The organism is Microbulbifer donghaiensis (genome assembly GCF_900129095.1).
GTDB lineage: Bacteria > Pseudomonadota > Gammaproteobacteria > Pseudomonadales > Cellvibrionaceae > Microbulbifer > Microbulbifer donghaiensis.
The window spans coordinates 352,169-371,815 of sequence record NZ_FQVA01000001.1 but is presented as its reverse complement, the minus strand read 5'-3'; the positions used below and the strand labels follow the sequence as shown (position 1 = coordinate 371,815).

General features: G+C 59.9%; 18 protein-coding genes. 9 read left to right on the top strand and 9 right to left on the bottom strand.

Annotation, left to right across the window (positions count from 1 at the left end):
• The first annotated feature begins 10 nt into the window (after positions 1-10).
• From BUC36_RS01595 to BUC36_RS01570, 6 genes are all read left to right on the top strand, one after another.
• Positions 11-946 carry a LysR family transcriptional regulator gene (locus BUC36_RS01595; RefSeq protein WP_073270777.1) on the top strand — a complete coding sequence of 312 codons (936 nt, stop codon included), beginning with the start codon at positions 11-13 and terminating at the stop codon, positions 944-946.
• Positions 947-1,073: 127 nt separating this feature from the next.
• Complete coding sequence (locus BUC36_RS01590) at positions 1,074-3,254, top strand: malate synthase G (protein WP_073270776.1); 2,181 nt, start codon at positions 1,074-1,076, stop codon at positions 3,252-3,254.
• A 203-nt stretch (positions 3,255-3,457) separates the two neighbouring features.
• Positions 3,458-4,345 carry a formate dehydrogenase accessory sulfurtransferase FdhD gene (fdhD, locus tag BUC36_RS01585; RefSeq protein ID WP_084535459.1) on the top strand — a complete coding sequence of 296 codons (888 nt, stop codon included), beginning with the start codon at positions 3,458-3,460 and terminating at the stop codon, positions 4,343-4,345.
• The gene (locus BUC36_RS01580) at positions 4,342-6,663 is read left to right on the top strand and encodes an FdhF/YdeP family oxidoreductase (RefSeq protein WP_073270775.1); all 2,322 of its coding nucleotides are present in this window, start codon (positions 4,342-4,344) and stop codon (positions 6,661-6,663) included. Before fdhD ends, BUC36_RS01580 begins: the two co-directional genes overlap by 4 nt.
• A 108-nt stretch (positions 6,664-6,771) precedes the next feature.
• Positions 6,772-7,608, top strand: a complete 837-nt coding sequence (locus BUC36_RS01575; RefSeq protein ID WP_073270774.1) for an arylamine N-acetyltransferase family protein — start codon at positions 6,772-6,774, stop codon at positions 7,606-7,608.
• The gene (locus tag BUC36_RS01570; RefSeq protein ID WP_234994860.1) at positions 7,608-8,207 is read left to right on the top strand and encodes a flavodoxin family protein; all 600 of its coding nucleotides are present in this window, start codon (positions 7,608-7,610) and stop codon (positions 8,205-8,207) included. Before BUC36_RS01575 ends, BUC36_RS01570 begins: the two co-directional genes overlap by 1 nt.
• Positions 8,208-8,269: 62 nt before the next feature.
• Here the strand turns inward: BUC36_RS01570 and BUC36_RS01565 are convergent, their stop codons facing one another.
• From BUC36_RS01565 to BUC36_RS01535, 7 genes are all read right to left on the bottom strand, one after another.
• Positions 8,270-8,764, bottom strand: coding sequence for a DUF7931 domain-containing protein (locus BUC36_RS01565; RefSeq protein ID WP_143186847.1), 495 nt, complete (start codon positions 8,762-8,764; stop codon positions 8,270-8,272).
• Entirely contained in the window at positions 8,757-9,179 is a 423-nt protein-coding gene (locus BUC36_RS01560) for a GNAT family N-acetyltransferase (protein ID WP_073270768.1), read from the bottom strand. The genes BUC36_RS01565 and BUC36_RS01560 overlap by 8 nt, the downstream gene beginning before the upstream one ends.
• Before the next feature lie 2 nt (positions 9,180-9,181).
• Entirely contained in the window at positions 9,182-10,336 is a 1,155-nt protein-coding gene (locus BUC36_RS01555; protein ID WP_143186846.1) for a cupin domain-containing protein, read from the bottom strand.
• Between the two features lie 91 nt (positions 10,337-10,427).
• Positions 10,428-11,801 carry an adenylosuccinate lyase gene (purB, locus tag BUC36_RS01550; RefSeq protein ID WP_073270766.1) on the bottom strand — a complete coding sequence of 458 codons (1,374 nt, stop codon included), beginning with the start codon at positions 11,799-11,801 and terminating at the stop codon, positions 10,428-10,430.
• A gap of 15 nt (positions 11,802-11,816) precedes the next feature.
• Positions 11,817-12,452, bottom strand: a complete 636-nt coding sequence (gene hflD / locus BUC36_RS01545; protein WP_084535457.1) for a high frequency lysogenization protein HflD — start codon at positions 12,450-12,452, stop codon at positions 11,817-11,819.
• A gap of 9 nt (positions 12,453-12,461) precedes the next feature.
• On the bottom strand, positions 12,462-13,619 hold the full coding sequence (mnmA, locus tag BUC36_RS01540) for a tRNA 2-thiouridine(34) synthase MnmA (protein WP_143186845.1): 1,158 nt from the start codon (positions 13,617-13,619) through the stop codon (positions 12,462-12,464).
• 118 nt (positions 13,620-13,737) lie between these two features.
• Entirely contained in the window at positions 13,738-14,340 is a 603-nt protein-coding gene (locus BUC36_RS01535; protein WP_073270761.1) for a pseudouridine synthase, read from the bottom strand.
• Between the two features lie 148 nt (positions 14,341-14,488).
• Here BUC36_RS01535 and icd point away from each other — a divergent pair, with 148 nt between their 5' ends.
• Positions 14,489-15,739: an NADP-dependent isocitrate dehydrogenase gene (gene icd / locus BUC36_RS01530; protein ID WP_073270759.1), complete on the top strand. Its 1,251-nt coding sequence runs from the start codon at positions 14,489-14,491 to the stop codon at positions 15,737-15,739.
• Positions 15,740-15,859: 120 nt separating this feature from the next.
• On the opposite strand, the gene cspD is transcribed toward icd, so the two are convergent.
• Positions 15,860-16,165: a cold shock domain-containing protein CspD gene (gene cspD / locus BUC36_RS01525; RefSeq protein ID WP_073270757.1), complete on the bottom strand. Its 306-nt coding sequence runs from the start codon at positions 16,163-16,165 to the stop codon at positions 15,860-15,862.
• A gap of 278 nt (positions 16,166-16,443) precedes the next feature.
• Here cspD and clpS point away from each other — a divergent pair, with 278 nt between their 5' ends.
• Together clpS and clpA are read left to right on the top strand one after the other, a co-directional pair.
• Positions 16,444-16,824, top strand: a complete 381-nt coding sequence (gene clpS, locus BUC36_RS01520; protein ID WP_073270755.1) for an ATP-dependent Clp protease adapter ClpS — start codon at positions 16,444-16,446, stop codon at positions 16,822-16,824.
• Positions 16,825-16,960: 136 nt separating this feature from the next.
• Complete coding sequence (clpA, locus tag BUC36_RS01515; RefSeq protein WP_073270754.1) at positions 16,961-19,240, top strand: ATP-dependent Clp protease ATP-binding subunit ClpA; 2,280 nt, start codon at positions 16,961-16,963, stop codon at positions 19,238-19,240.
• Between the two features lie 110 nt (positions 19,241-19,350).
• On the opposite strand, the gene infA is transcribed toward clpA, so the two are convergent.
• Positions 19,351-19,569, bottom strand: a complete 219-nt coding sequence (gene infA / locus BUC36_RS01510; RefSeq protein ID WP_067081888.1) for a translation initiation factor IF-1 — start codon at positions 19,567-19,569, stop codon at positions 19,351-19,353.
• Between the last annotated feature and the right edge of the window lie 78 nt (positions 19,570-19,647).

Genomic DNA, 19,647 nt, shown 5'->3' with positions numbered 1-19,647 from the left:
CGAATATCGCATGAATCTTGAAAGAGCCGACCTGAACCTCCTTGTTTACCTGGACGTACTGCTGCGTGAGCGCAACGTGACCCGTGCCGCGAACTATCTGGGCCTGTCCCAGCCGGCGATGAGCAATGGCCTCAAGCGCCTGCGGGAACTGTTCGACGATCCGCTGCTGGTGCGCACCCGCGATGGCATGATGCCCACCGAACGCGCGCTGGAACTGCAACCGATGGTGCGCGAAGCGCTGGCCACGATCGACCGGGTGATCCAGCCCAACCGGGACTTCGAGCCGGCCGAAGCCCGTCGCACCTTCCGCATCATGGCCAGTGACTACGCCGAGTCCACGCTGATTCCGCCGCTGTTGATCCAGCTGCGCGAGTCGGCGCCGGCCATCAGCCTGGACATCATGACACCCAGCGACGTGAGCTTTGTGGACGTGGAGCAGGGCAAGGTGGATATGGTGATCAACCGGTTCGACAGCATGCCCCAGAGTTTTCACCAGGCCACCGTGTGGCGCGACTCGTTCTCCTGCGTGATGCGTGCCGATAACCCTATCCTCGATGACTACAATCTGCAGAGCTACCTGAGTGCGCAGCATATCTGGGTCAGTAAAACCGGCATGGGTGTCGGTGTCGGGGTGAATCCGGAAGACGTGCAGCGCCTCGGCTGGGTGGATGAGGCGATCGGCCGCCAGGGGGCAAAACGGGATATCTCCGTATTCACTCGTCACTATCAGGTGGCCATGCTGCTGGCCGAGCAGAGTGACCTGATCGTCACTGTGCCGACGCGCATGGCACAGCTGGCCAAGGATAACCCCCGTGTCGTGCGCCGCGATCCGCCTCTGGAGATACCGCCGCTGGAGTTGAAGATGGCCTGGAGCCCGTTGCTGCAACAGAGCGCGCCGCACCGCTGGTTACGGCGATTGATTCTCGATATCGGCAGGTCACTTTAGGTTCGGTAAATTCAATCTGTGAATAGTGGGAATTGCGCCTATAAATTAGCGATATGGTTGAGCGGCTGTTTAGAATGCCCGCAACTCTGACAAAAGCATTCCCACAATTTAGCGAGAGGCCCAGGATATGACGGAACGAGTCCAAATCGGCGAACTGCAAATCGCATCCGAGCTGTACAAACTGGTCACCGAAGAAGTAATACCCGGTACCGGAGTCAGTGCCGATGTGTTCTGGGCCGAGTTCGAGAGCATCGTCCGTGACCTGGCGCCGGTGAATCGCGCGCTGCTCGAAAAGCGCGACCAGATGCAGGCGCAGATCGACCGCTGGTACAGCGACAATCCCGGCGCGTTCCGCGATCTGGAACGTTACAAAACTTTCCTGCGCGAGATCGGCTATCTCGTCGATGAGCCGGCGGATTTTGCGGCAACGACCGAAAATGTCGATGCGGAAGTCGCTACCATGGCCGGTCCGCAGCTGGTGGTGCCGGTGATGAATGCCCGCTACGCACTCAATGCCGCCAATGCCCGCTGGGGAAGCCTGTACGACGCCCTTTACGGTACCGACGTGATCAGTGAAGAGGGCGGCGCGGAGAAAGGCGGTCAGTACAATCCTGTGCGCGGGGCGAAAGTCATCCAGTACGCGCGGAATTTTCTCGATCAGTCCGCGCCGCTGACCTGCGGCAGCCACAAGGATGCGGTCGAGTACCGAATTAATGGCTCATTGCTGGAAGTGGTGCTGGCGAACGGCGATATCGCCACACTGCAGAAATCCAAGCAATTCGCCGGTTACCGCGGCGACAGCGAAAGCCCCAGCGCTATCCTGCTGAAACAGCACGGCCTGCGATTTGAAATACAGATCGACCGCGAAAGCGCGATCGGCAAGACCGATGCCGCCGGTATCATGGATGTGCTGGTGGAAGCCGCGCTGACAACCATCATGGACTGCGAGGATTCCGTTGCCGCAGTAGACGCTGAAGACAAGGTGGTCGTCTACCGCAATTGGCTCGGGCTGATGAAGGGCGACCTGAAAGAATCGATTGAAAAAGGCGGCAAGACACTCGAGCGCAAGCTGAATGCCGACCGGCAATACACCACACCGAATGGCAATGCGCTGACGCTGCCGGGCCGCAGCCTGATGTTCGTGCGCAACGTCGGTCACCTGATGACCAACGACGCCGTGCTGGACAAGGACGGCAACGAGGTTCCCGAAGGCATTCTCGACGGCATGATCACCAGCCTGATAGCGCTGCACGATATTCGCGGCGAGGGACCGATCAAGAATTCCCGCACCGGCAGCATCTATATCGTGAAGCCGAAAATGCACGGGCCGGAAGAGGTGGCCTTCGCCAACACGCTGTTCGATCGTATCGAAGACGCACTCGGCCTCGCTCGCAATACCGTGAAAATGGGAATCATGGACGAAGAGCGCCGCACCACCGTCAACCTGAAGGCCTGTATCGCCGCAGCGAAAGAGCGCGTGGTATTTATCAATACCGGCTTCCTCGATCGCACCGGCGACGAGATCCACACTTCCATGCTCGCCGGCCCGATGGTCCGCAAGGGCGATATGAAACAGTCGAAGTGGATCGCCGCCTATGAGGACTGGAACGTCGACGTAGGTCTGGCCACCGGCCTCAAGGGCCGGGCGCAAATCGGCAAGGGCATGTGGCCGATCCCGGACGAGATGGCGGCGATGATGCACGCAAAACTGGCGCATCCGATGGCCGGCGCCAACACCGCCTGGGTGCCTTCGCCCACCGCGGCGACGCTGCACGCGCTGCACTACCACAAGGTGGATGTGGCCAAACAGCAGGAAGAGATTGCCAACCGCCCGCACTCAAGTCTGGACGACATTCTGACGGTACCGGTTGCCGAAAATCCCAATTGGAGCGCCGAGGAGATCCAGCGGGAACTCGACAACAATGCCCAGGGGATTCTGGGCTACGTGGTGCGCTGGGTAGAGCAGGGGGTCGGTTGTTCCAAGGTGCCCGACATCAATGACGTCGGCCTAATGGAAGATCGCGCGACCCTGCGCATCTCCTCGCAGCATATCGCCAACTGGCTGAAGCAGGGCGTGGTGACCAAGCCGCAGGTGCAGGAAACCATGCAGCGCATGGCAGCGGTGGTTGACCGCCAGAACGCCGGCGATCCGGACTATCGCGATATGGCCCCGAATTTTGGCGACAGCATTGCCTTTCAGGCAGCGTGCGAACTGGTCTTCGAAGGTTGCGCTCAGCCAAACGGTTATACCGAGCCGGTTCTGCACCGCCGCCGCCGCCAGTTCAAGGCCAGCCGCCCGGCCCGCTGAAATCACTAGCTGGTAAGAAGAACCCCGCCATGAGCGGGGTTTTTCTTATCCACTCAGCAGGCCTTCCAGCCCGCAGCTCCCTCCTTTTGTCGAATACCGCGACACCCCGGTGAAGTGGCGCCGAATCGATCCCGCCCGTACGCCGGCGGGTATATTCTTGCCCGGATAGCACTACACAACCCTGCGGCAACAAGGATGCGATTATGCCCGCTACGCTTACGCGAACACCCGCGGCGCCACTCATCGATACAGAAACCGCGGGAGTGCCCTGTGCGGCAGAGGCCGGGTTTTCCATTCTGACTGAGCGGGATACTGCCGAGCCTGGCCCCCTCGGATTTCAACCGCTGGCCACAGAGGCCGCCGTGGCCATCAGTTACGACGGAATGAGCCACGCGGTGATGATGGCGACACCGGCAGACCTGGAAGATTACGCAGTCGGTTTCAGCATCGGCAACGGCATAGTGGAATCGGCGACCCAGATTCTGGATATCCGGGTGCACCGCGACGGCGACGCTGTGCACCTGGATATCCGACTCAACCACCGCGCCCACCACGGCTTCAAACAACTGCGCAGAACGCTGGCGGGCAACAGCGGCTGCGGTCTCTGTGGTGTCCAGGCTCTCGCCCAGGTGCTGTCACCGTTGCGCGGGAAGCGCGGTGGTGATGTTCATGCACCTCTGCCACCGCCGGTACACCTTTCGGCGCTGCGTGAACGCATCCATCGGGCGCAGCGGCACCGTCAACGCAGCGGGGCTATGCATGCCGCGCTCTACATTGGTCCCGGTGGCGACACGCAGTTGTGCCGGGAAGATATTGGTCGCCACAACGCCATGGACAAGCTGTTGGGTGCCTGCCTGCGACAGCAAATCCCGCTCGCGCACGGCTTCGTGGCCGTCACCAGCCGCTGCAGCCTGGAACTGGTGCAGAAGGCCGTGCGGGCCGGGGTTGGGACACTCGTCAGTCTCTCTGCGCCAACCGATATGTGCGTCCGCTGGGCACGGGCGAATCACCTCAATTTGTTGCACCAGCCCGCGCAGGCACCCGCGCGCCTGTATTCCCCGCTGGCTGCACCAGTCAAGGAGTTGCTATGAGACCGCCCGCCGATCGATTTCGCTTTCACCCTTACCAGCGTCCCGCGGCCGGCTGGGGGGCGCTGCGTAGCGTTGCCCACGCGTGGCGCGACAGCAAGCAACCCTTCAAGAATCTCCGTGCCATGTTGCAGACTAACCAGCACGGCGGCTTTGATTGTCCCAGCTGTGCCTGGGGCGAGGCACCCAAAGAGGGCCGTATCCGCTTTTGTGAAAACGGCGCCAAGGCGGTCAACTGGGAAGCGACAGGACGCGGAGTCGACGCCGCATTTTTTCGCGAAAACAGCATCGACCAGTTGCTGAAACACGATGACTACTGGCTCGAGTACCAGGGGCGGTTGACCGAGCCCATGTATCTGGATGGCAGCGGGAATCACTACCGGCCCATCGGCTGGGATGAGGCCTTTGCCGTCATTGCGCGGCACCTCAAGGGATTGGCCTCACCCGACGAAGCCGCTTTCTACACGTCCGGGCGCGCGAGTAATGAGGCCGCCTTCCTGTACCAGTTGTTCGCACGAGCCTACGGCACCAACAATCTTCCGGACTGCTCCAATATGTGCCACGAGGCGAGCGGTGTCGCACTGCAGGAGAGTATAGGTACCGGCAAGGGCACGGTGACCTATGAAGACTTTGCGCGCGCCGACGCCATCTTCCTGATGGGACAGAATCCGGGCACCAACCACCCGCGCATGCTGGAACCCCTAAGGGAGGCGGTGGCGCGCGGTGCGCAGGTGGTGGTGTTCAATCCATTGCGGGAGCGCGGCCTCGAACGCTTCCAGTCTCCGCAGAATGCGCTGCAGATGCTGACGGACGGGGATTCGGCGATGAATACCGCCTATTTTCGCCCGGCCCTCGGCGGCGACATGGCGGCCGTCCGCGGTATCGCGAAATTCATCTTCCAGTGGCAGCGGGAGGCCGAGCAGGACGGGGCGCAGGGGCCGTTGGATCTCGAGTTTGTCGCCGCACACTGTGCCGGCTTCGAGGCGTACCGCCAGGTTGTAGATCAAACAAGTTGGGGCCAAATTCTGGCGCAGAGCGGCCTGCAGCGCGCGGAGCTGGAACGGGCCGCGCACATTTTCGCTCGCAGTGAGCGGCTGATCTTCTGCTGGGCGATGGGAATTACCCAGCATCGGCACTCGGTGCCGACCATTCAGGAAATCACCAATCTGCTGTTGCTGCGTGGCCAGATCGGAAAGCCCGGTGCCGGGCTCTGCCCGGTGCGCGGACACAGCAACGTGCAGGGCGACCGGACCATGGGGATAGCCGACAGACCTGCGCCCGAGTTGCTGGATGCACTCGAGCAGCGCTTCGGCTTTAGCTGCCCGCGGGAAGACGGTGTCAATGTTGTGAAGACGATTGAGGCCATGGAAGAAGGCCGGATAAGAGTCTTTGTCGGTCTGGGGGGCAATTTCGCCCAGGCGACACCGGACACACCGCGCACGCACAGGGCGCTGCAGCGTTGTCAGTTGACGGTACAGATCAGCACCAAGCTCAATCGCAGCCACCTGGTAACTGGCCGTGAGGCACTGATTCTTCCCTGTCTCGGCAGGACTGATATCGACCGCCAGCTGTCCGGGCCGCAGGCGGTTACCGTGGAGGATTCCTTTAGCATGGTGCATGCATCTTTCGGCCAGTTGCAGCCGCTTTCGTCGCAGATGCGCTCGGAGCCGGCGATCATCGCCGGTATTGCCGATGCCACGTTGGGCAAGGACATGGTCAATTGGCTGGCACTGGTGGAAGACTACGGCCGGATTCGCGATCTTATCGCCGATGTCATTCCCGGTTTTCGCGATTTCAACCGCCGGCTCGAGCAGCCCGGCGGCTTCTATCTGCAAAATCCGGCCGGCCAGCGCCGTTGGAACACGGATTTGGGCAAGGCAAAATTTATCACCCATTCACTGCCCGACTCCCTGCTCAACGAAGGTGTCAGGCACAAAGCCCGCAAGCCGGACCTGGTGCTACAGACGCTCCGCTCTCACGATCAGTTCAATACCACGGTCTACAGCCTTAACGATCGCTATCGCGGTGTAAAAGGTGAGCGGCACGTGCTGTTTGCCAATCTCGAGGATATTCACCGGCTGGGCTTCGAGGATCGCCAGAAGGTCGACATAGTGTCCTTGTGGAATGATGACATCGAACGTCGAGTGCAGGGATTTACGCTGATTGCGTTTGACATTCCGGAAGGGCAGGCTGCGACATATTACCCGGAGGCGAATCCCCTGGTGCCGCTAGAAAGTTACGGTATCGGCAGTTACACGCCCACGTCAAAGTTCATCGCCATACGGCTGGAACAGAGCACAGCACCGGAACGAATTGTCTGACAGGATTTGTCACACCGGTAGATTTTTCTCTGCCTGCTATTGACCTTAACCTTGCTTGAGGTTTTAAGCTGCACGCCTCGTTCATTGGCACAGAGGAAGCAGCCAACCATGAAAACGGTGACAATCGATCTGGACGCCTATCTGCAGCGCATTGGCTATACCGGCAAGCCGAGCGCAGATTTGCGCACACTGAAAGCCCTGGTCAAACTGCAAACCCAATTTATTCCGTTCGAAAGCCTGAACCCGTTTATCGGCTGGCCGGTAGATATCGACCTGCCATCGGTAGAGCGCAAACTGGTGCGGGAAGGGCGGGGCGGTTATTGCTTTGAACAGAACGCGTTGCTGCGCGCTGCACTGCAAACGATCGGCATTCCGGTAACCGGCCTCGCCGCGCGCGTGCTCTGGCGGATGCCTGCGGATCACGAGCCGGCGCAATCCCACATGATCCTGAAAGCCGAGGTCGACGGCACTTCCTACCTGGTGGATGTCGGCTTTGGCGGGCAGACGCCCACGGCACCTTTGCGGCTGAACGAAGAGGGAGAGCAGCAGACTGCGCACGGAATTTACCGCGTCCGCCGTATCGATCGCGACTATCTATTGGAAGTAAAAATGGATCCAGGCTGGTTGTCGGTGTATCGCTTCGATCTGCAACCGCAGAGTGCCGGCGACTACAAGGTGTTTAACTGGTACTGTGCAACACATCCGCAGTCCCGCTTCGTCACCGAACTTGTCGCCGCGCGGGCCTTTGCCGGTGGGCGCCACACACTGCTCAATCGCGAACTTTCCTATTATCCGCACAGCGGGCCCAAGACCGTGGTCAGGCTGGCGGCGCCCGCGGACTTGCGGCGAGCACTCACCGAAGTATTTGAAATACGGCTGCCGAGCGATCCCGCGCTCGATCGTGCGTTGAATAAACTCTTCGCCACAGAAGGGGGGCGCGCGTGATGAAAATTGGCGTTGTCTATTACTCTGCGACCGGCACCACCGCGACACTGGCGCAGGCTGTGGCAGCCGGGGTTCGGACTATCCAAGGTGCGGCGGCAGTTCCGCTAGAAATAATGGGGACAGATATTGAGGAGGGGCGCTATAAGAACGAGCAGCTATTGCAGCAGCTGGATGCCTGCAACGGAATTGTCTTTGGCTCGCCGACCTTTATGGGCAGCGTCGCCGCACCGTTCAAGGCATTTATGGATGCAACCAGTGAGCGCTATGGAACACGTGCCTGGGCAGGAAAAGTTGCCGCCGGTTTCACCATTGGCGGCAGCCCGAGCGGCGATCAACTGAACACCCTGCAGACCCTAAATGTCTTTGCCTGCCAGCACGGTATGCTGTGGGTAGGGTTGGACCTGCCGGGCGGTTGGGATGCCCACGGACGCAATCGGCTGGGCGCGCTGTCCGGTTTAGTCGCCCAGCAGACCGAAGACGGAAAAGTTCACCACCTCGACCGACTCACAGCGATGTATCTGGGGGAGCGGGTGGCGAGAATTGGCGCTGTGGGCGCTATTCGGCAGGATTCTTCGCCGCAATGCATCGGCCAGGCTTAGAGGGATATTAGAGGGGCATTAGAGGGGCATTAGAGGGGCATTAGAGGGGCATTAGAGGGGCATTAGAGGGATAGACGCCGCAGGTCGGGATCAGTTACCGCCAGCGGCCAATCCTGCTCGAACTGATCCAGCAGGCTGCGCGCACGCACTGGATTATCCGTATAGTAGACACCGCGCCACACCTCGCGATCCTCACACTGCAGCACCTGCTGGCCGTCGGCAACGACAAATTCCCAATCGGGGGTGTCCACCGTCGCCTGAACCTTGCGAATCGTGATCCGCGAGCTCAGCCGCTGCGCCAGCCCCTGTATCCGGTGAAAGCGCCCGACTATCGGCGTCGTGTCCCGGACCAGAACCCGAACGCGGGCGAGCGCGCTGCTGCGTGCGAAGACCGACAGAGTCTCCGCAACTTCGCTGTCGTGGTAGAGAGCGCGGGCCAATTGCTCGGAAAAGATACACAACTCCCGGCGCGTCCCCTGGAGCAGTTCGATCAGCGCCGCGCGAAAGCCGGCCAAATCGTCGAGAGGGCGAGGATCTGCAGATTGCTCATCAGCCAAAGTGGCGCACCATCTTGATATGCGGGATATTCGCCTCGACAAACTCGGGGCCGTCGGCGACAAATCCCGCCTTGCTGTAAAAACCTTCGGCGTGGCGCTGGGCGTGCAGGTAGACCCGATTTACGCCGGCCTCGCGGGCGTACTCGCAAATCGCTTCGAGCAAGCGGAAGCCGAGCCCGCTGCCGCGAACAGATTTCAAAATCGCCATGCGACCGATCTTGCCTGCGGCAGTAATGCGACCGGTCCCCACCGCCACACCATCCTCCAGCACGAGGAAGTGCTGTGCAGTTTCCTCCTGGTCATCCCACTCAATATCCGGATCAACCTTTTGCTCGCGAATGAAGACTTCCTCTCTGACCGCGCGAATTGAGGCGCGCTCGGTTGCCCAGTCAGCGGGGCGAATAATCGTCGCCATCTTCAGAAATCCTCCGGCGGGAAAATCAGGCTTCCCTGGGAGACCAGCTGGTCTATCAGACCCCCAGTGTGACCCAGCTCGGGGAAGGCTTCAATGTCGTCCTGCACCAGGCGATGGCTCTCACAGAACCGCTCGGCGAACGGCAGGGACACCGGAAATGACTCGCCGTCGACAAAAAGCGTCGCAGGATCTCGGCAGAAGGCGCAGCGGGAGGCCGGATTCAGCACCAGTTCCGTGCCTTCCAGTAGTTGATCCCGCCAGTCTTCGGCCTCACCGGCATCCAGCGCGACCGTGTCCGGGTATTTTGCCTCGGTCATTACTGCACCGAACCACTGGGCGATATTCTGTGGCTGTTGCAGCCAGCTGCTCAGCTGTTGCTGCAGTCGCGCTACCGCCGCGGGATCTATCTCCGCCGGGTTGGCGGCGGCCGCAATGCCTGCATCGGTGTAGCGCAGGTGCTGCGGCAGGCCGTGCGCCAGTTCCGCAGCGAGATCTTCGAGAATAGTGGCCGCCGACGGGGCGCGGAAGCCGAAGGAAATCGTGGTGCAGGCACCTTCGGCGATACCCCAGTGGCTGTATTGCGGCGGCAGGTACAGCATGTCGCCGGGCTCGAGGACCCAGCTGTTGTCCGGCTCAAAGTCCTGCAGGATGTTCAGCGGTGTACCTTCAACCCGGGGACTCGAATCATCTGCTTTCGGTCCCTGCTGCCACAGGCGCTTACCCTCGGCCTGCAACAGAAAGACGTCGTAATAGTCGAAATGTGGCCCGACGCTGCCCTTGTCGGCGGCGTAGCTGATCATCACGTCGTCCAGCCGCCAGTCGGGAAGAAAGCGAAAGTAGTCTTTCAGCTCGGCAACCTCGGAAATCCACTGGTCCACCGCCTGTACCAGCAACGTCCAGTGGGAGCGTGGCAGAGACAGGAACTCCTCTTCGGTGAAAGGTCCGGTGCGCAGCTGCCAGGGGCCTTCGTCGCCGTGCTCCAGAACCAGGCGGGACTCGACCGCCTCCTCGAGGGCCATACCGGCCAGTTCCTCGCCGGAAATGGGCGACTGAAAACCCGAGAAGGCATTGCGAATCAACAGCGGTTTCTGTTGCCAGTAGTCGCGGAGAAATTCCGCTACCGGCATATCGCCGAGATGAGTGAGTGGCTTAATCACGAGATCCCTATTCGTAGGATGGGCAAAGGAGCGCAGCGACATGCCCATCTTCGGGGGTGATGGGCACGCTGCGCTTTGCCCATCCTACGCTTTAGATCTTTTTCGCCTGATCCACAGCGTTGCCAATGTAACTCGCCGGCGTCAGCTCGTGCAGGGACTGCTTGGCCTCAGCGGGGATATCCAGGTTTTCGATAAAAGTCTTCAGCGTCTGCTGGTTGATACCCTGGCCGCGAGTCAATGCCTTCAGTTTCTCGTAGGGCTCCTCGATATTGTAACGGCGCATGACAGTCTGAATCGGTTCCGCCAGTACTTCCCACGCGTTATCGAGATCCTCTGCCAGGCGCTCACGGTTGATTTCCAGCTTGCTCAGTCCCTTGAGGGTGGCGGCATAGGCGATTGCGGAGTAGCCGGCGCCGACACCCATATTGCGCAATACAGTGGAGTCGGTCAGGTCGCGCTGCCAGCGGGAAACCGGCAGCTTGGCCGCCAGGTGCTGGAATACGGCATTCGCCAGCCCCAGGTTCCCCTCGGAGTTTTCGAAGTCAATCGGGTTGACCTTGTGCGGCATGGTGGATGAGCCGACTTCGCCGGCCACGACCTTCTGCTTGAAATAGCCGAGAGAGATGTATCCCCAGATGTCGCGATCAAAATCAATCAGGATGGTATTGAAGCGCGCGATCGCGTCGAACAGCTCGGCGATATAGTCGTGGGGTTCGATCTGGGTCGTGTAGGGGTTCCAGCTGAGACCCAGGGAGGTCACGAACTCTTCGGCGTTCTTCTCCCAGTCGATATCCGGGTAGGCGGACAGGTGTGCATTGTAGTTGCCCACTGCACCGTTGATCTTGCCGAGCAGTTCCACAGCGCGGATTTGCTGTACCTGGCGGCGCAGGCGCGCGACAACGTTGGCCAGTTCCTTGCCCACTGTGGTCGGGCTCGCCGTCTGCCCGTGTGTGCGAGACAGCATCGGCACATCGGCAAAATTGGTTGCCAGGTCGGCGATTTCGCTGATGATCTGGTTCATCGCCGGCAGCATTACCTGATCGCGCCCGGCGCGCAGCATCAGTGCATGAGAAAGATTGTTGATGTCTTCGGAGGTGCAGGCAAAGTGGACAAACTCACTGACCTTGGCCAGGGCTTCGTTGCCGCTGATCTTTTCCTTCAGGAAGTACTCAACCGCCTTCACATCGTGGTTGGTGGTGCGCTCGATTTCCTTGATGCGCTCCGCGTCCTGCAGGGAAAACTCCGCGACAATGGCGTCGAGCAGCTGGTTGGCGGAGTCGTCGAACAGTTGTACTTCTTCGATCTGCGGGTGACGGGAGAGCTTCTGCAGCCAGCGTACTTCCACTTCCACCCGGGCGCGGATCAGGCCGTACTCGCTGAAAATGTCGCGCAGCGAGGCGGTTTTGCTTTCGTAGCGTCCATCGATGGGGGAGACCGCGGTAAGGGCGGATAGCTCGACTGTCATGGTAAATCTCCGGGTTTAGTGACTTGTAGATTCAATTTGCGCGATCAGTTCATCCGTCGCGGCCAAAAGTTTTTTGCGCTGGAACAGCAGGTGCAGTCGCCGGCCTCCCAGTTGGCGCCACAGGGTGGCGGCGCGCACGCCGGCAAACAGCATCGCGCGTATCTGATTGGCGATGCGCTGCTGCTGCAGGTAGTTGAAGTCCCCGAGCACCTGGATGCGGAAGCGGAAAGTACTCAGGGTGTCGCTGTAAATGCTGGCCAGGTTGGAAAACACATTTTCATGTGTCAGCGTAAAGTGGTCCGCCTGTGTCTTGGCCTTATCGAGCCTGCTGCCGATGATCGCCAGCAGGTCGTTCTTCTTGCTCAGCTGGCGCTGCAGGTACAGGATCGACAGCGCATAGCGCAGGCAGTCGGTGTATTCCGGGTGCTGCCGGGACTGCAATAACTGCCGCGACACCTTCAGGCCCGGAAGCAGATTGGCTGCGCCGGCGAAAATGTCGTCGGTGCAATCGGCATTGAGCTGAAACAGGCTGTAGACACCTGTCTCCAGTTGAGATTGGGGCGCGGTGCCGGTTTTCGCCAGGCGTTCCACCAGTGTCGCGGACTGGAAAATCGCCGCGAGTGCCAGTGCCTGATCCCGCCAGTTCTTCAAAATCGCTCCTTAATTCTTCTGGTATTTTTCCGGCAGGGCAGCACCGATACCGGTGGCCCTTTCAATCACCGCGCCGCCCAGACAGATTTCGCCATCGTAGAGCACCAGTGACTGCCCGGGAGTGATCGCGCGCTGCGGCTCGTCAAACTTGACGGTGAGATCGCCATTTTCCCGCATATGTACGACGCAGTCCTGATCCGGCTGGCGATAGCGGGTCTTGGCCTTGCAGCGCAGTCCCTCAGCCGAACGGGCCGCCGCCGGTGCGTCGCCGTTGATCCAGTGCGTCTGTGCGGCCTCGAGGCCGGTGGCATAGAGCAACGGGTGGTGGGCGCCCTGTGCCACGATCAGCACGTTGCGGTTCAGATCCTTGCCCACGACGTACCAGGGCTCTTCACCGGCACCTTTGACGCCACCGATCCCCAACCCCTGGCGCTGACCAATGGTGTGGTACATCAGGCCTGCATGATCGCCCATGACTTCGCCCTCGGGCGTTTCCATGTTGCCCGGCTGGGCGGGCAGATACTGTTCGAGGAAGTCCTTGAAGCGGCGCTCACCGATAAAGCAGATGCCGGTACTGTCCTTCTTGTCGTGGGTAATAAAGCCGTTTTCCTCGGCGATGCGACGCACTTCGGGCTTTTCCAGTTCACCCAGCGGAAACAGTGATCTCGCAAACTCGGCCTCACCGACTGCGTGCAGAAAGTAGCTCTGGTCCTTATTGACATCCAGGCCCTTCAGCAGATAGGTGCGCCCATCGATATCCTTGCGCCGCGCATAGTGACCGGTGGCGATGGCGTCGGCGCCGAGCACCTCGGCATACTCCAGGAATACCTTGAACTTGATCTCCCGGTTACAGAGGATATCCGGGTTCGGAGTACGTCCGGCCTTGTATTCGGCCAGGAAGTACTCGAACACGTGGTCCCAGTATTCGGCGGCGAAATTTGCGGTGTGCAGCTTGATACCCAGCCTTTCGCACACCGCCTCGGCATCCGCGAGATCGGCCTTGGCGGTGCAGTACTCGGTGCCGTCGTCTTCATCCCAGTTCTTCATGAACAGGCCTTCCACCTGGTAACCCTGCTGCATCAGGAGCAGGGCGGCGACGGAAGAATCCACACCGCCGGACATGCCGACGATGACGCGCAGGGGCTGTTTGGAGGTAGGTTCGGGCATAGACAGGGGCAATCAGCTACATCAGGGCTATAAAAAGGGGGCGAATTTTACCTGCGAAAGGGCCTTGTGACCAAGACCACTTTGATCTTCCCCTATAGATTAGTGGTGATAAGGGGGCTTAGCGGCGGTGGCGCGGCCGCTGCGGCCTGCGGGCGGGGGCCGAAGTCACGCCCGGTGCGACAAACACCTCTTCCAGCCGCTGCTCGCCGGGCGCCAGGGCTCCCAGCTGCCAGTTGCCGATGGCCATGCGAATCAGGCGCAGGGTAGGGAAGCCGACGGCCGCAGTCATGCGGCGCACCTGGCGGTTGCGCCCCTCGCGGATGGTCAGTTCCAGCCAGCTGGTGGGCACCGATTTGCGCGCCCGAACGGGCGGCACCCGCGGCCAGACACGGGGCTCGGCCAGTCGCCGCGCCTTGGCGGGCGCCGTCAGGCCATCCTTGAGTGAAACGCCCCGGCGCAACGCATTCAGTGCCTCGTCGTCGACGCTCCCCTCAACCTGCACCCAATAGGTCTTCGGCAACTTCTGCCGCGGATGGCTGATCTGGTGCTGCAGGGCACCGTCATCCGTAAGCAGCAACAGGCCCTCGGAGTCAAAATCGAGCCTGCCAGCTGCGTAAAAGCCCTTACGTTTGATGTGGTCGGCTAGAGTGGGGCGACCGCGGTCATCGGTGAACTGGCTGAGCACGCCGTACGGCTTGTTAAAAAGGATGATCTTTGCCATGGGAAAAACGGACTATTGTAATCCAGCTACAAAAATGGGCGGATGCTGATATAATCCCGCCGTTTTTTAATCCCGCGCCGCGGTTCAAAAGGGCAGGGCAAGCAACACCCGACCTAAATAGTCACAGAGTTTTGGGAGTTTAAGCAATATGGGTCATATCCAAGTGCCGGCAGACGGCGAAAAAGTTAAAGTCAATTCCGACGGTTCGCTGAATGTTCCGAATCGCCCGATTATTCCGTTCATCGAGGGTGACGGCATCGGTGTGGATATCACCCCGGTAATGCGCAAGGTGATCGATGCCGCTATTGAGAAAGCCTACGGCGGCGACAAGGGCATTGCCTGGATGGAGATTTACTGCGGCGAGAAAGCGGCAGAAACCTATGCTGGCGACTGGTTCCCAGCTGAAACCCTCGAGGCGATCAAAGATTACGTGGTCAGCATCAAGGGTCCGCTGACTACCCCGGTGGGTGGCGGTTTCCGCTCCCTGAACGTCGCTCTGCGCCAGGAGCTGGACCTGTACGTGTGCCAGCGTCCGGTGCGCTGGTTCTCCGGTGTACCTTCCCCGGTAAAAGAGCCGAACAAGGTCGACATGGTGATCTTCCGCGAGAACTCCGAAGACATCTACGCCGGTATCGAGTGGAAAGCCAATACCGACGAAGCGAAGAAAGTCATCAAGTTCCTGCAGGAAGAGATGGGTGTTAAGAAGATCCGCTTCCCGGAGAACTGCGGTATCGGCGTGAAGCCGGTTTCCGAAGAGGGTACCAAGCGCCTGGTGCGCAAAGCCCTGCAGTACACCATTGATCAGGATCGCGACTCCCTGACCCTGGTGCACAAGGGCAACATCATGAAGTTCACCGAAGGCGCATTCGCCGACTGGGGCTACGAGCTGGCTCGCGAAGAGTTCGGTGCCCAGCCGATCGATGGCGGCCCCTGGTGCAGCTTCAAGAACCCGAAAACCGGCAAAGAGATCGTTGTAAAAGACGTGATTGCCGACGCCATGCTGCAGCAGATCCTGCTGCGTCCGGCCGAGTACGACGTGATTGCCACCCTGAACCTGAACGGTGACTACCTGTCCGACGCCCTGGCTGCCCAGGTTGGCGGTATCGGTATCGCCCCGGGTGCCAACCTGTCCGACGAGGTTGCCCTGTTCGAAGCAACTCACGGTACTGCACCGAAGTACGCCGGTCAGGACAAGGTAAACCCGGGCTCCCTGATCCTGTCCGCAGAAATGATGCTCCGCCACCTGGGCTGGAACGAAGCTGCAGACCTGATCGTCAAGGGTATGGAAGGTGCGATCGAAGCCAAGACCGTGACCTACGATTTCGAGCGCCTGATGGATGGTGCGGAACTGAAGTCCTGCTCCGAGTTCGGCGACGAAGTCATCAAGCACATGGCCTAAGATGGCATGGGGAAGGGCGGCGCGCCGCCGCTCTTCCACAACAAAAAGCCCCGCAGCGAGAGGTGCGGGGCTTTTTTATTGCCCGGTCGATAAGTCCAGCTGACGGCTGACTGGCGAACTTTAATCGAGGAGTTCCGCCTCTTTCTCCCGCTGAGCCTGACTCTTTTCCTGTCCGGAGTCAGTCTCGCTGGCGTCGCGATCTCCGTGCGGGGCGTCTGCGCCCGACACGGTCGAGATGTTTGCCGCGTGGAAGCCTTTATCACCCTTGATAATGTCAAAAGTGACCTGCTGCCCCGCTTTCAGTGTTCGGTAACCTTCCATCTGGATCGCGGAATAGTGCGCGAACAGATCTTCTCCCCCTTCGTCCGCAAGAATAAACCCATATCCCTTGGCGTTATTGAACCACTTGACGGTACCGGTAGGCATAGCGAATTCCCTCTAATTGCCTCGGCGACTGCTGGCCGCCTTACAGAGTCTTTATATTTATCTGCGCTTGCTTGCACATGGCTCGCGATTCCAATTCCTTGTCGCGATGGTGCCCTTGGATAGGGCAGGCAATACCTCTTGTAGCTAACTGATTTGCGAATGTCAAGAACCACTGCCGTCCGCTGTGCCCCCGGACAAATAAGGTTACAATGGCACCCTGCCTAACATGTACGCCGGTAACAACATCAAATCACTGCAGGATCTCATTGATTAGCGCTATGGGTATTTCACTGGCCATTAAACTACACTCGAACGACGCCGAAGACGACTTCCACTATCCGGGGGACTTGGAAGGCGATCTGGCGCTGGAAGAAGCGCCACCGCGGCTGAAAAGGCCGCCAATGTACAAGGTGGTCATGCTGAATGATGATTACACGCCAATGGACTTTGTCGTCGAGGCTCTGGAGCTGTTTTTTGGCGCCAATCGGGAGCGCGCCACCCAACTGATGCTGCAGGTTCATACGCAGGGAAAAGCGATCTGTGGTGTCTATACTCGTGATATAGCGGAGACAAAGGCCGCGCAGGTTAATCAATTCGCCAGGGACCACCAGCACCCCCTGCTGTGTGAGATCGAAGCGGACGAAAGCGAAGAAGATTGACGCTGTAGTGAAGCTGCTTTTGATACAAGGGTCCCGTCGCCTGAAAGGAATCAGGCACACTCAAGTCGCCGGCTTCCGGCGCGCGCTTACCGGTGGAATCGGCGGGTGACATTGGCGTTTAGGGTTTGAGGTTTAGATGCTCAGCAAGGATTTAGAGGTAACGCTCAATCTGGCGTTTAAGGGTGCGCGCGCGAAACGGCACGAGTTTATGACCGTGGAGCACCTGTTGCTGGCACTTCTGGACAATGAGTCCGCTGCGGATGTGCTGCACGCCTGCGGGGCTGATCTCAGCGCTCTGCGACGCGAGCTGCTCGAGTTCGTTGATTCCACCACACCCCTGATCCCGGAGGCCGATACGGACCGGGAGACCCAGCCGACCCTCGGCTTTCAACGCGTACTGCAGCGGGCAGTATTCCACGTGCAGTCCTCCGGCAAGAAGGAGGTGACCGGGGCGAACGTGCTGGTCGCAATCTTCTGCGAGCAGGAGAGCCAGGCAGTCTATTACCTCAAGCAACAGAGCGTCGCGCGCATCGACGTCGTCAACTACATCACACACGGCATTTCCCGCGTCGGCTCCAGCGGCAACAACCACCACCACAATCCCGACCCTGCGCCGGAGCAGGTCGACGAGGAAATCGGTACCGGTGCAGAACCCGGCGGCTCGGATCCGCTGGAAAGCTACGCCACCAACCTGAACCAGGAAGCCATACTCGGACGCATCGACCCGCTGGTGGGCCGGGGGCCGGAAGTGGAGCGGGTCACCCAGGTACTCGCGCGCCGCCGCAAGAACAACCCGCTATTGGTGGGCGAGTCCGGCGTGGGCAAGACGGCTATCGCCGAGGGCCTGGCGCGACGCATTGTCGATGAAGAAGTGCCGGAGCCACTGCTGAACAGCACTATTTACTCGCTCGACCTGGGCTCGCTGCTGGCGGGCACCAAGTATCGCGGCGACTTCGAGAAGCGCTTCAAGGCCCTGTTGGCCGAGCTGAAGAAACGCGAGCACGCGGTGCTGTTCATCGATGAAATCCACACGATTATCGGTGCCGGCGCGGCTTCCGGTGGTGTCATGGATGCCTCAAACCTGCTGAAGCCGCTGCTGTCCAGTGGCCAGTTGCGCTGTATCGGCTCTACCACCTTTACCGAATACCGCGGCATCTTTGAGAAAGACCGCGCCCTGTCGCGTCGTTTCCAGAAAATTGACGTCAATGAGCCCACTGTCGAAGAAACCGTGCAGATTCTGCAGGGGCTGAAAAGTTGCTTCGAAGACCACCACAAGGTGCGATTCACCGACCAGGCACTCGAGGCCGCTGCGCAGCTGTCCAGCCGCCACATTACCGAGCGCTTCCTGCCCGACAAGGCCATCGATGTGATCGACGAGGCCGGCGCTTATCAGTCGCTGCTTCCCCTGGAGCAGCGCAAGGATGTTATCGGTATCGGCGAGATAGAGACCGTCATCGCCAAAATGGCCCGCATCCCGGCCAAAAGCGTCAGCGCTTCCGACAAGGAGCAGCTCGCCAAACTGGATGACAACCTGAAAATGGTGGTGTTTGGCCAGGATAACGCCATCGAGGCGCTCAGTACCGCGATCAAACTGAGCCGCGCAGGGCTGGGCGCAGAGGAGAAGCCGATAGGCTCCTTCCTGTTCGCCGGCCCCACGGGCGTCGGTAAAACCGAGCTGTGCCGCCAGCTGGCGAAGGTGATGGGGATCGAATTGATCCGCTTCGATATGTCCGAGTATATGGAGCGCCACACCGTTTCCCGCCTGATCGGGGCGCCACCCGGTTACGTCGGTTTCGATCAGGGCGGCCTGTTGACCGATTCAGTCACCAAGCACCCGCACAGTGTTGTCCTGCTGGACGAGATCGAGAAGGCGCACCCCGAGGTGTTCAACCTGCTGCTACAGGTGATGGATCACGGCACCCTGACCGACAACAACGGCCGCAAGGCGGACTTCCGCAACGTCATCCTGATCATGACCACCAATGCGGGCGCAGAGCTGATGAGCCGCCGCTCGATTGGTTTTTCCAGCCAAGACCATTCCAGCGACGGCATGGAGGAAATCAAGAAGATGTTCACTCCGGAGTTCCGCAACCGCCTGGACAGCATTATCCAGTTCGGCGCGCTGAATCTGGATGTCGTCAAGACTGTGGTCGACAAATTTATTGTCGAACTCCAGGCACAGCTGGACGAGTCCCATGTGACGCTCGCGGTCGACAGCGAGGCGCGCGAATGGCTCGCCGTTCACGGTTACGATGAGAAAATGGGGGCCCGTCCGATGTCGCGCCTGATCCGCGACAAGCTGCGCAAGCCGCTGGCGGAGGCAGTGCTGTTTGGCGAGCTGGCGGAGGAGGGCGGCCGCGTAGAGGTCACGATCGAGAACGACGAGCTGGCCATCAAGACGGCGGTACCTGCCTGATCCGCCGCAAGCGAAGCTCTTTTTGCAGTCAACAAAAAAAGCCACCGCAGGGTGGCTTTTTCTTTGCTGCAGCCGGCGTATTCGTGATCGCCGGACTGCCTGCCTCGTGACTAGCGGGCGCGGTAGGTGATACGGCCCTTGGTCAGGTCGTAGGGAGTCAACTCTACCTTGACCTTGTCACCAGTGAGGATGCGAATATAGTTCTTGCGCATTTTCCCAGAAATATGCGCGATCACCACGTGTCCGTTCTCCAGCTTTACGCGGAAAGTGGTATTGGGCAGGGTGTCGATCACCTCGCCTTCCATCTCAATGTAATCGTCTTTTGCCATGCGGCAGTAACCTTCAAAATAACTTTATCTGACCTTTACCCCGGTGGCACCGGTGCTCTGCCTCATACTAAATGCGGG

Excerpts from the sequence above, each read along its gene's own strand:
- BUC36_RS01535 (WP_073270761.1), bottom strand. The coding sequence starts at position 14,340 with ATGGCAAAGATCATCCTTTTTAACAAGCCGTACGGCGTGCTCAGCCAG.
- infA (WP_067081888.1), bottom strand. The coding sequence starts at position 19,569 with ATGGCAAAAGACGATTACATTGAGATGGAAGGCGAGGTGATCGACACC.
- fdhD (WP_084535459.1), top strand. The coding sequence starts at position 3,458 with ATGCCCGCTACGCTTACGCGAACACCCGCGGCGCCACTCATCGATACA.
- purB (WP_073270766.1), bottom strand. The coding sequence starts at position 11,801 with ATGACAGTCGAGCTATCCGCCCTTACCGCGGTCTCCCCCATCGATGGA.
- clpA (WP_073270754.1), top strand. The coding sequence starts at position 16,961 with ATGCTCAGCAAGGATTTAGAGGTAACGCTCAATCTGGCGTTTAAGGGT.
- BUC36_RS01570 (WP_234994860.1), top strand. The coding sequence starts at position 7,608 with ATGAAAATTGGCGTTGTCTATTACTCTGCGACCGGCACCACCGCGACA.
- icd (WP_073270759.1), top strand. The coding sequence starts at position 14,489 with ATGGGTCATATCCAAGTGCCGGCAGACGGCGAAAAAGTTAAAGTCAAT.
- BUC36_RS01560 (WP_073270768.1), bottom strand. The coding sequence starts at position 9,179 with ATGGCGACGATTATTCGCCCCGCTGACTGGGCAACCGAGCGCGCCTCA.
- BUC36_RS01575 (WP_073270774.1), top strand. The coding sequence starts at position 6,772 with ATGAAAACGGTGACAATCGATCTGGACGCCTATCTGCAGCGCATTGGC.
- BUC36_RS01595 (WP_073270777.1), top strand. The coding sequence starts at position 11 with ATGAATCTTGAAAGAGCCGACCTGAACCTCCTTGTTTACCTGGACGTA.
- cspD (WP_073270757.1), bottom strand. The coding sequence starts at position 16,165 with ATGCCTACCGGTACCGTCAAGTGGTTCAATAACGCCAAGGGATATGGG.
- BUC36_RS01580 (WP_073270775.1), top strand. The coding sequence starts at position 4,342 with ATGAGACCGCCCGCCGATCGATTTCGCTTTCACCCTTACCAGCGTCCC.
- clpS (WP_073270755.1), top strand. The coding sequence starts at position 16,444 with ATGGGTATTTCACTGGCCATTAAACTACACTCGAACGACGCCGAAGAC.
- mnmA (WP_143186845.1), bottom strand. The coding sequence starts at position 13,619 with ATGCCCGAACCTACCTCCAAACAGCCCCTGCGCGTCATCGTCGGCATG.
- BUC36_RS01590 (WP_073270776.1), top strand. The coding sequence starts at position 1,074 with ATGACGGAACGAGTCCAAATCGGCGAACTGCAAATCGCATCCGAGCTG.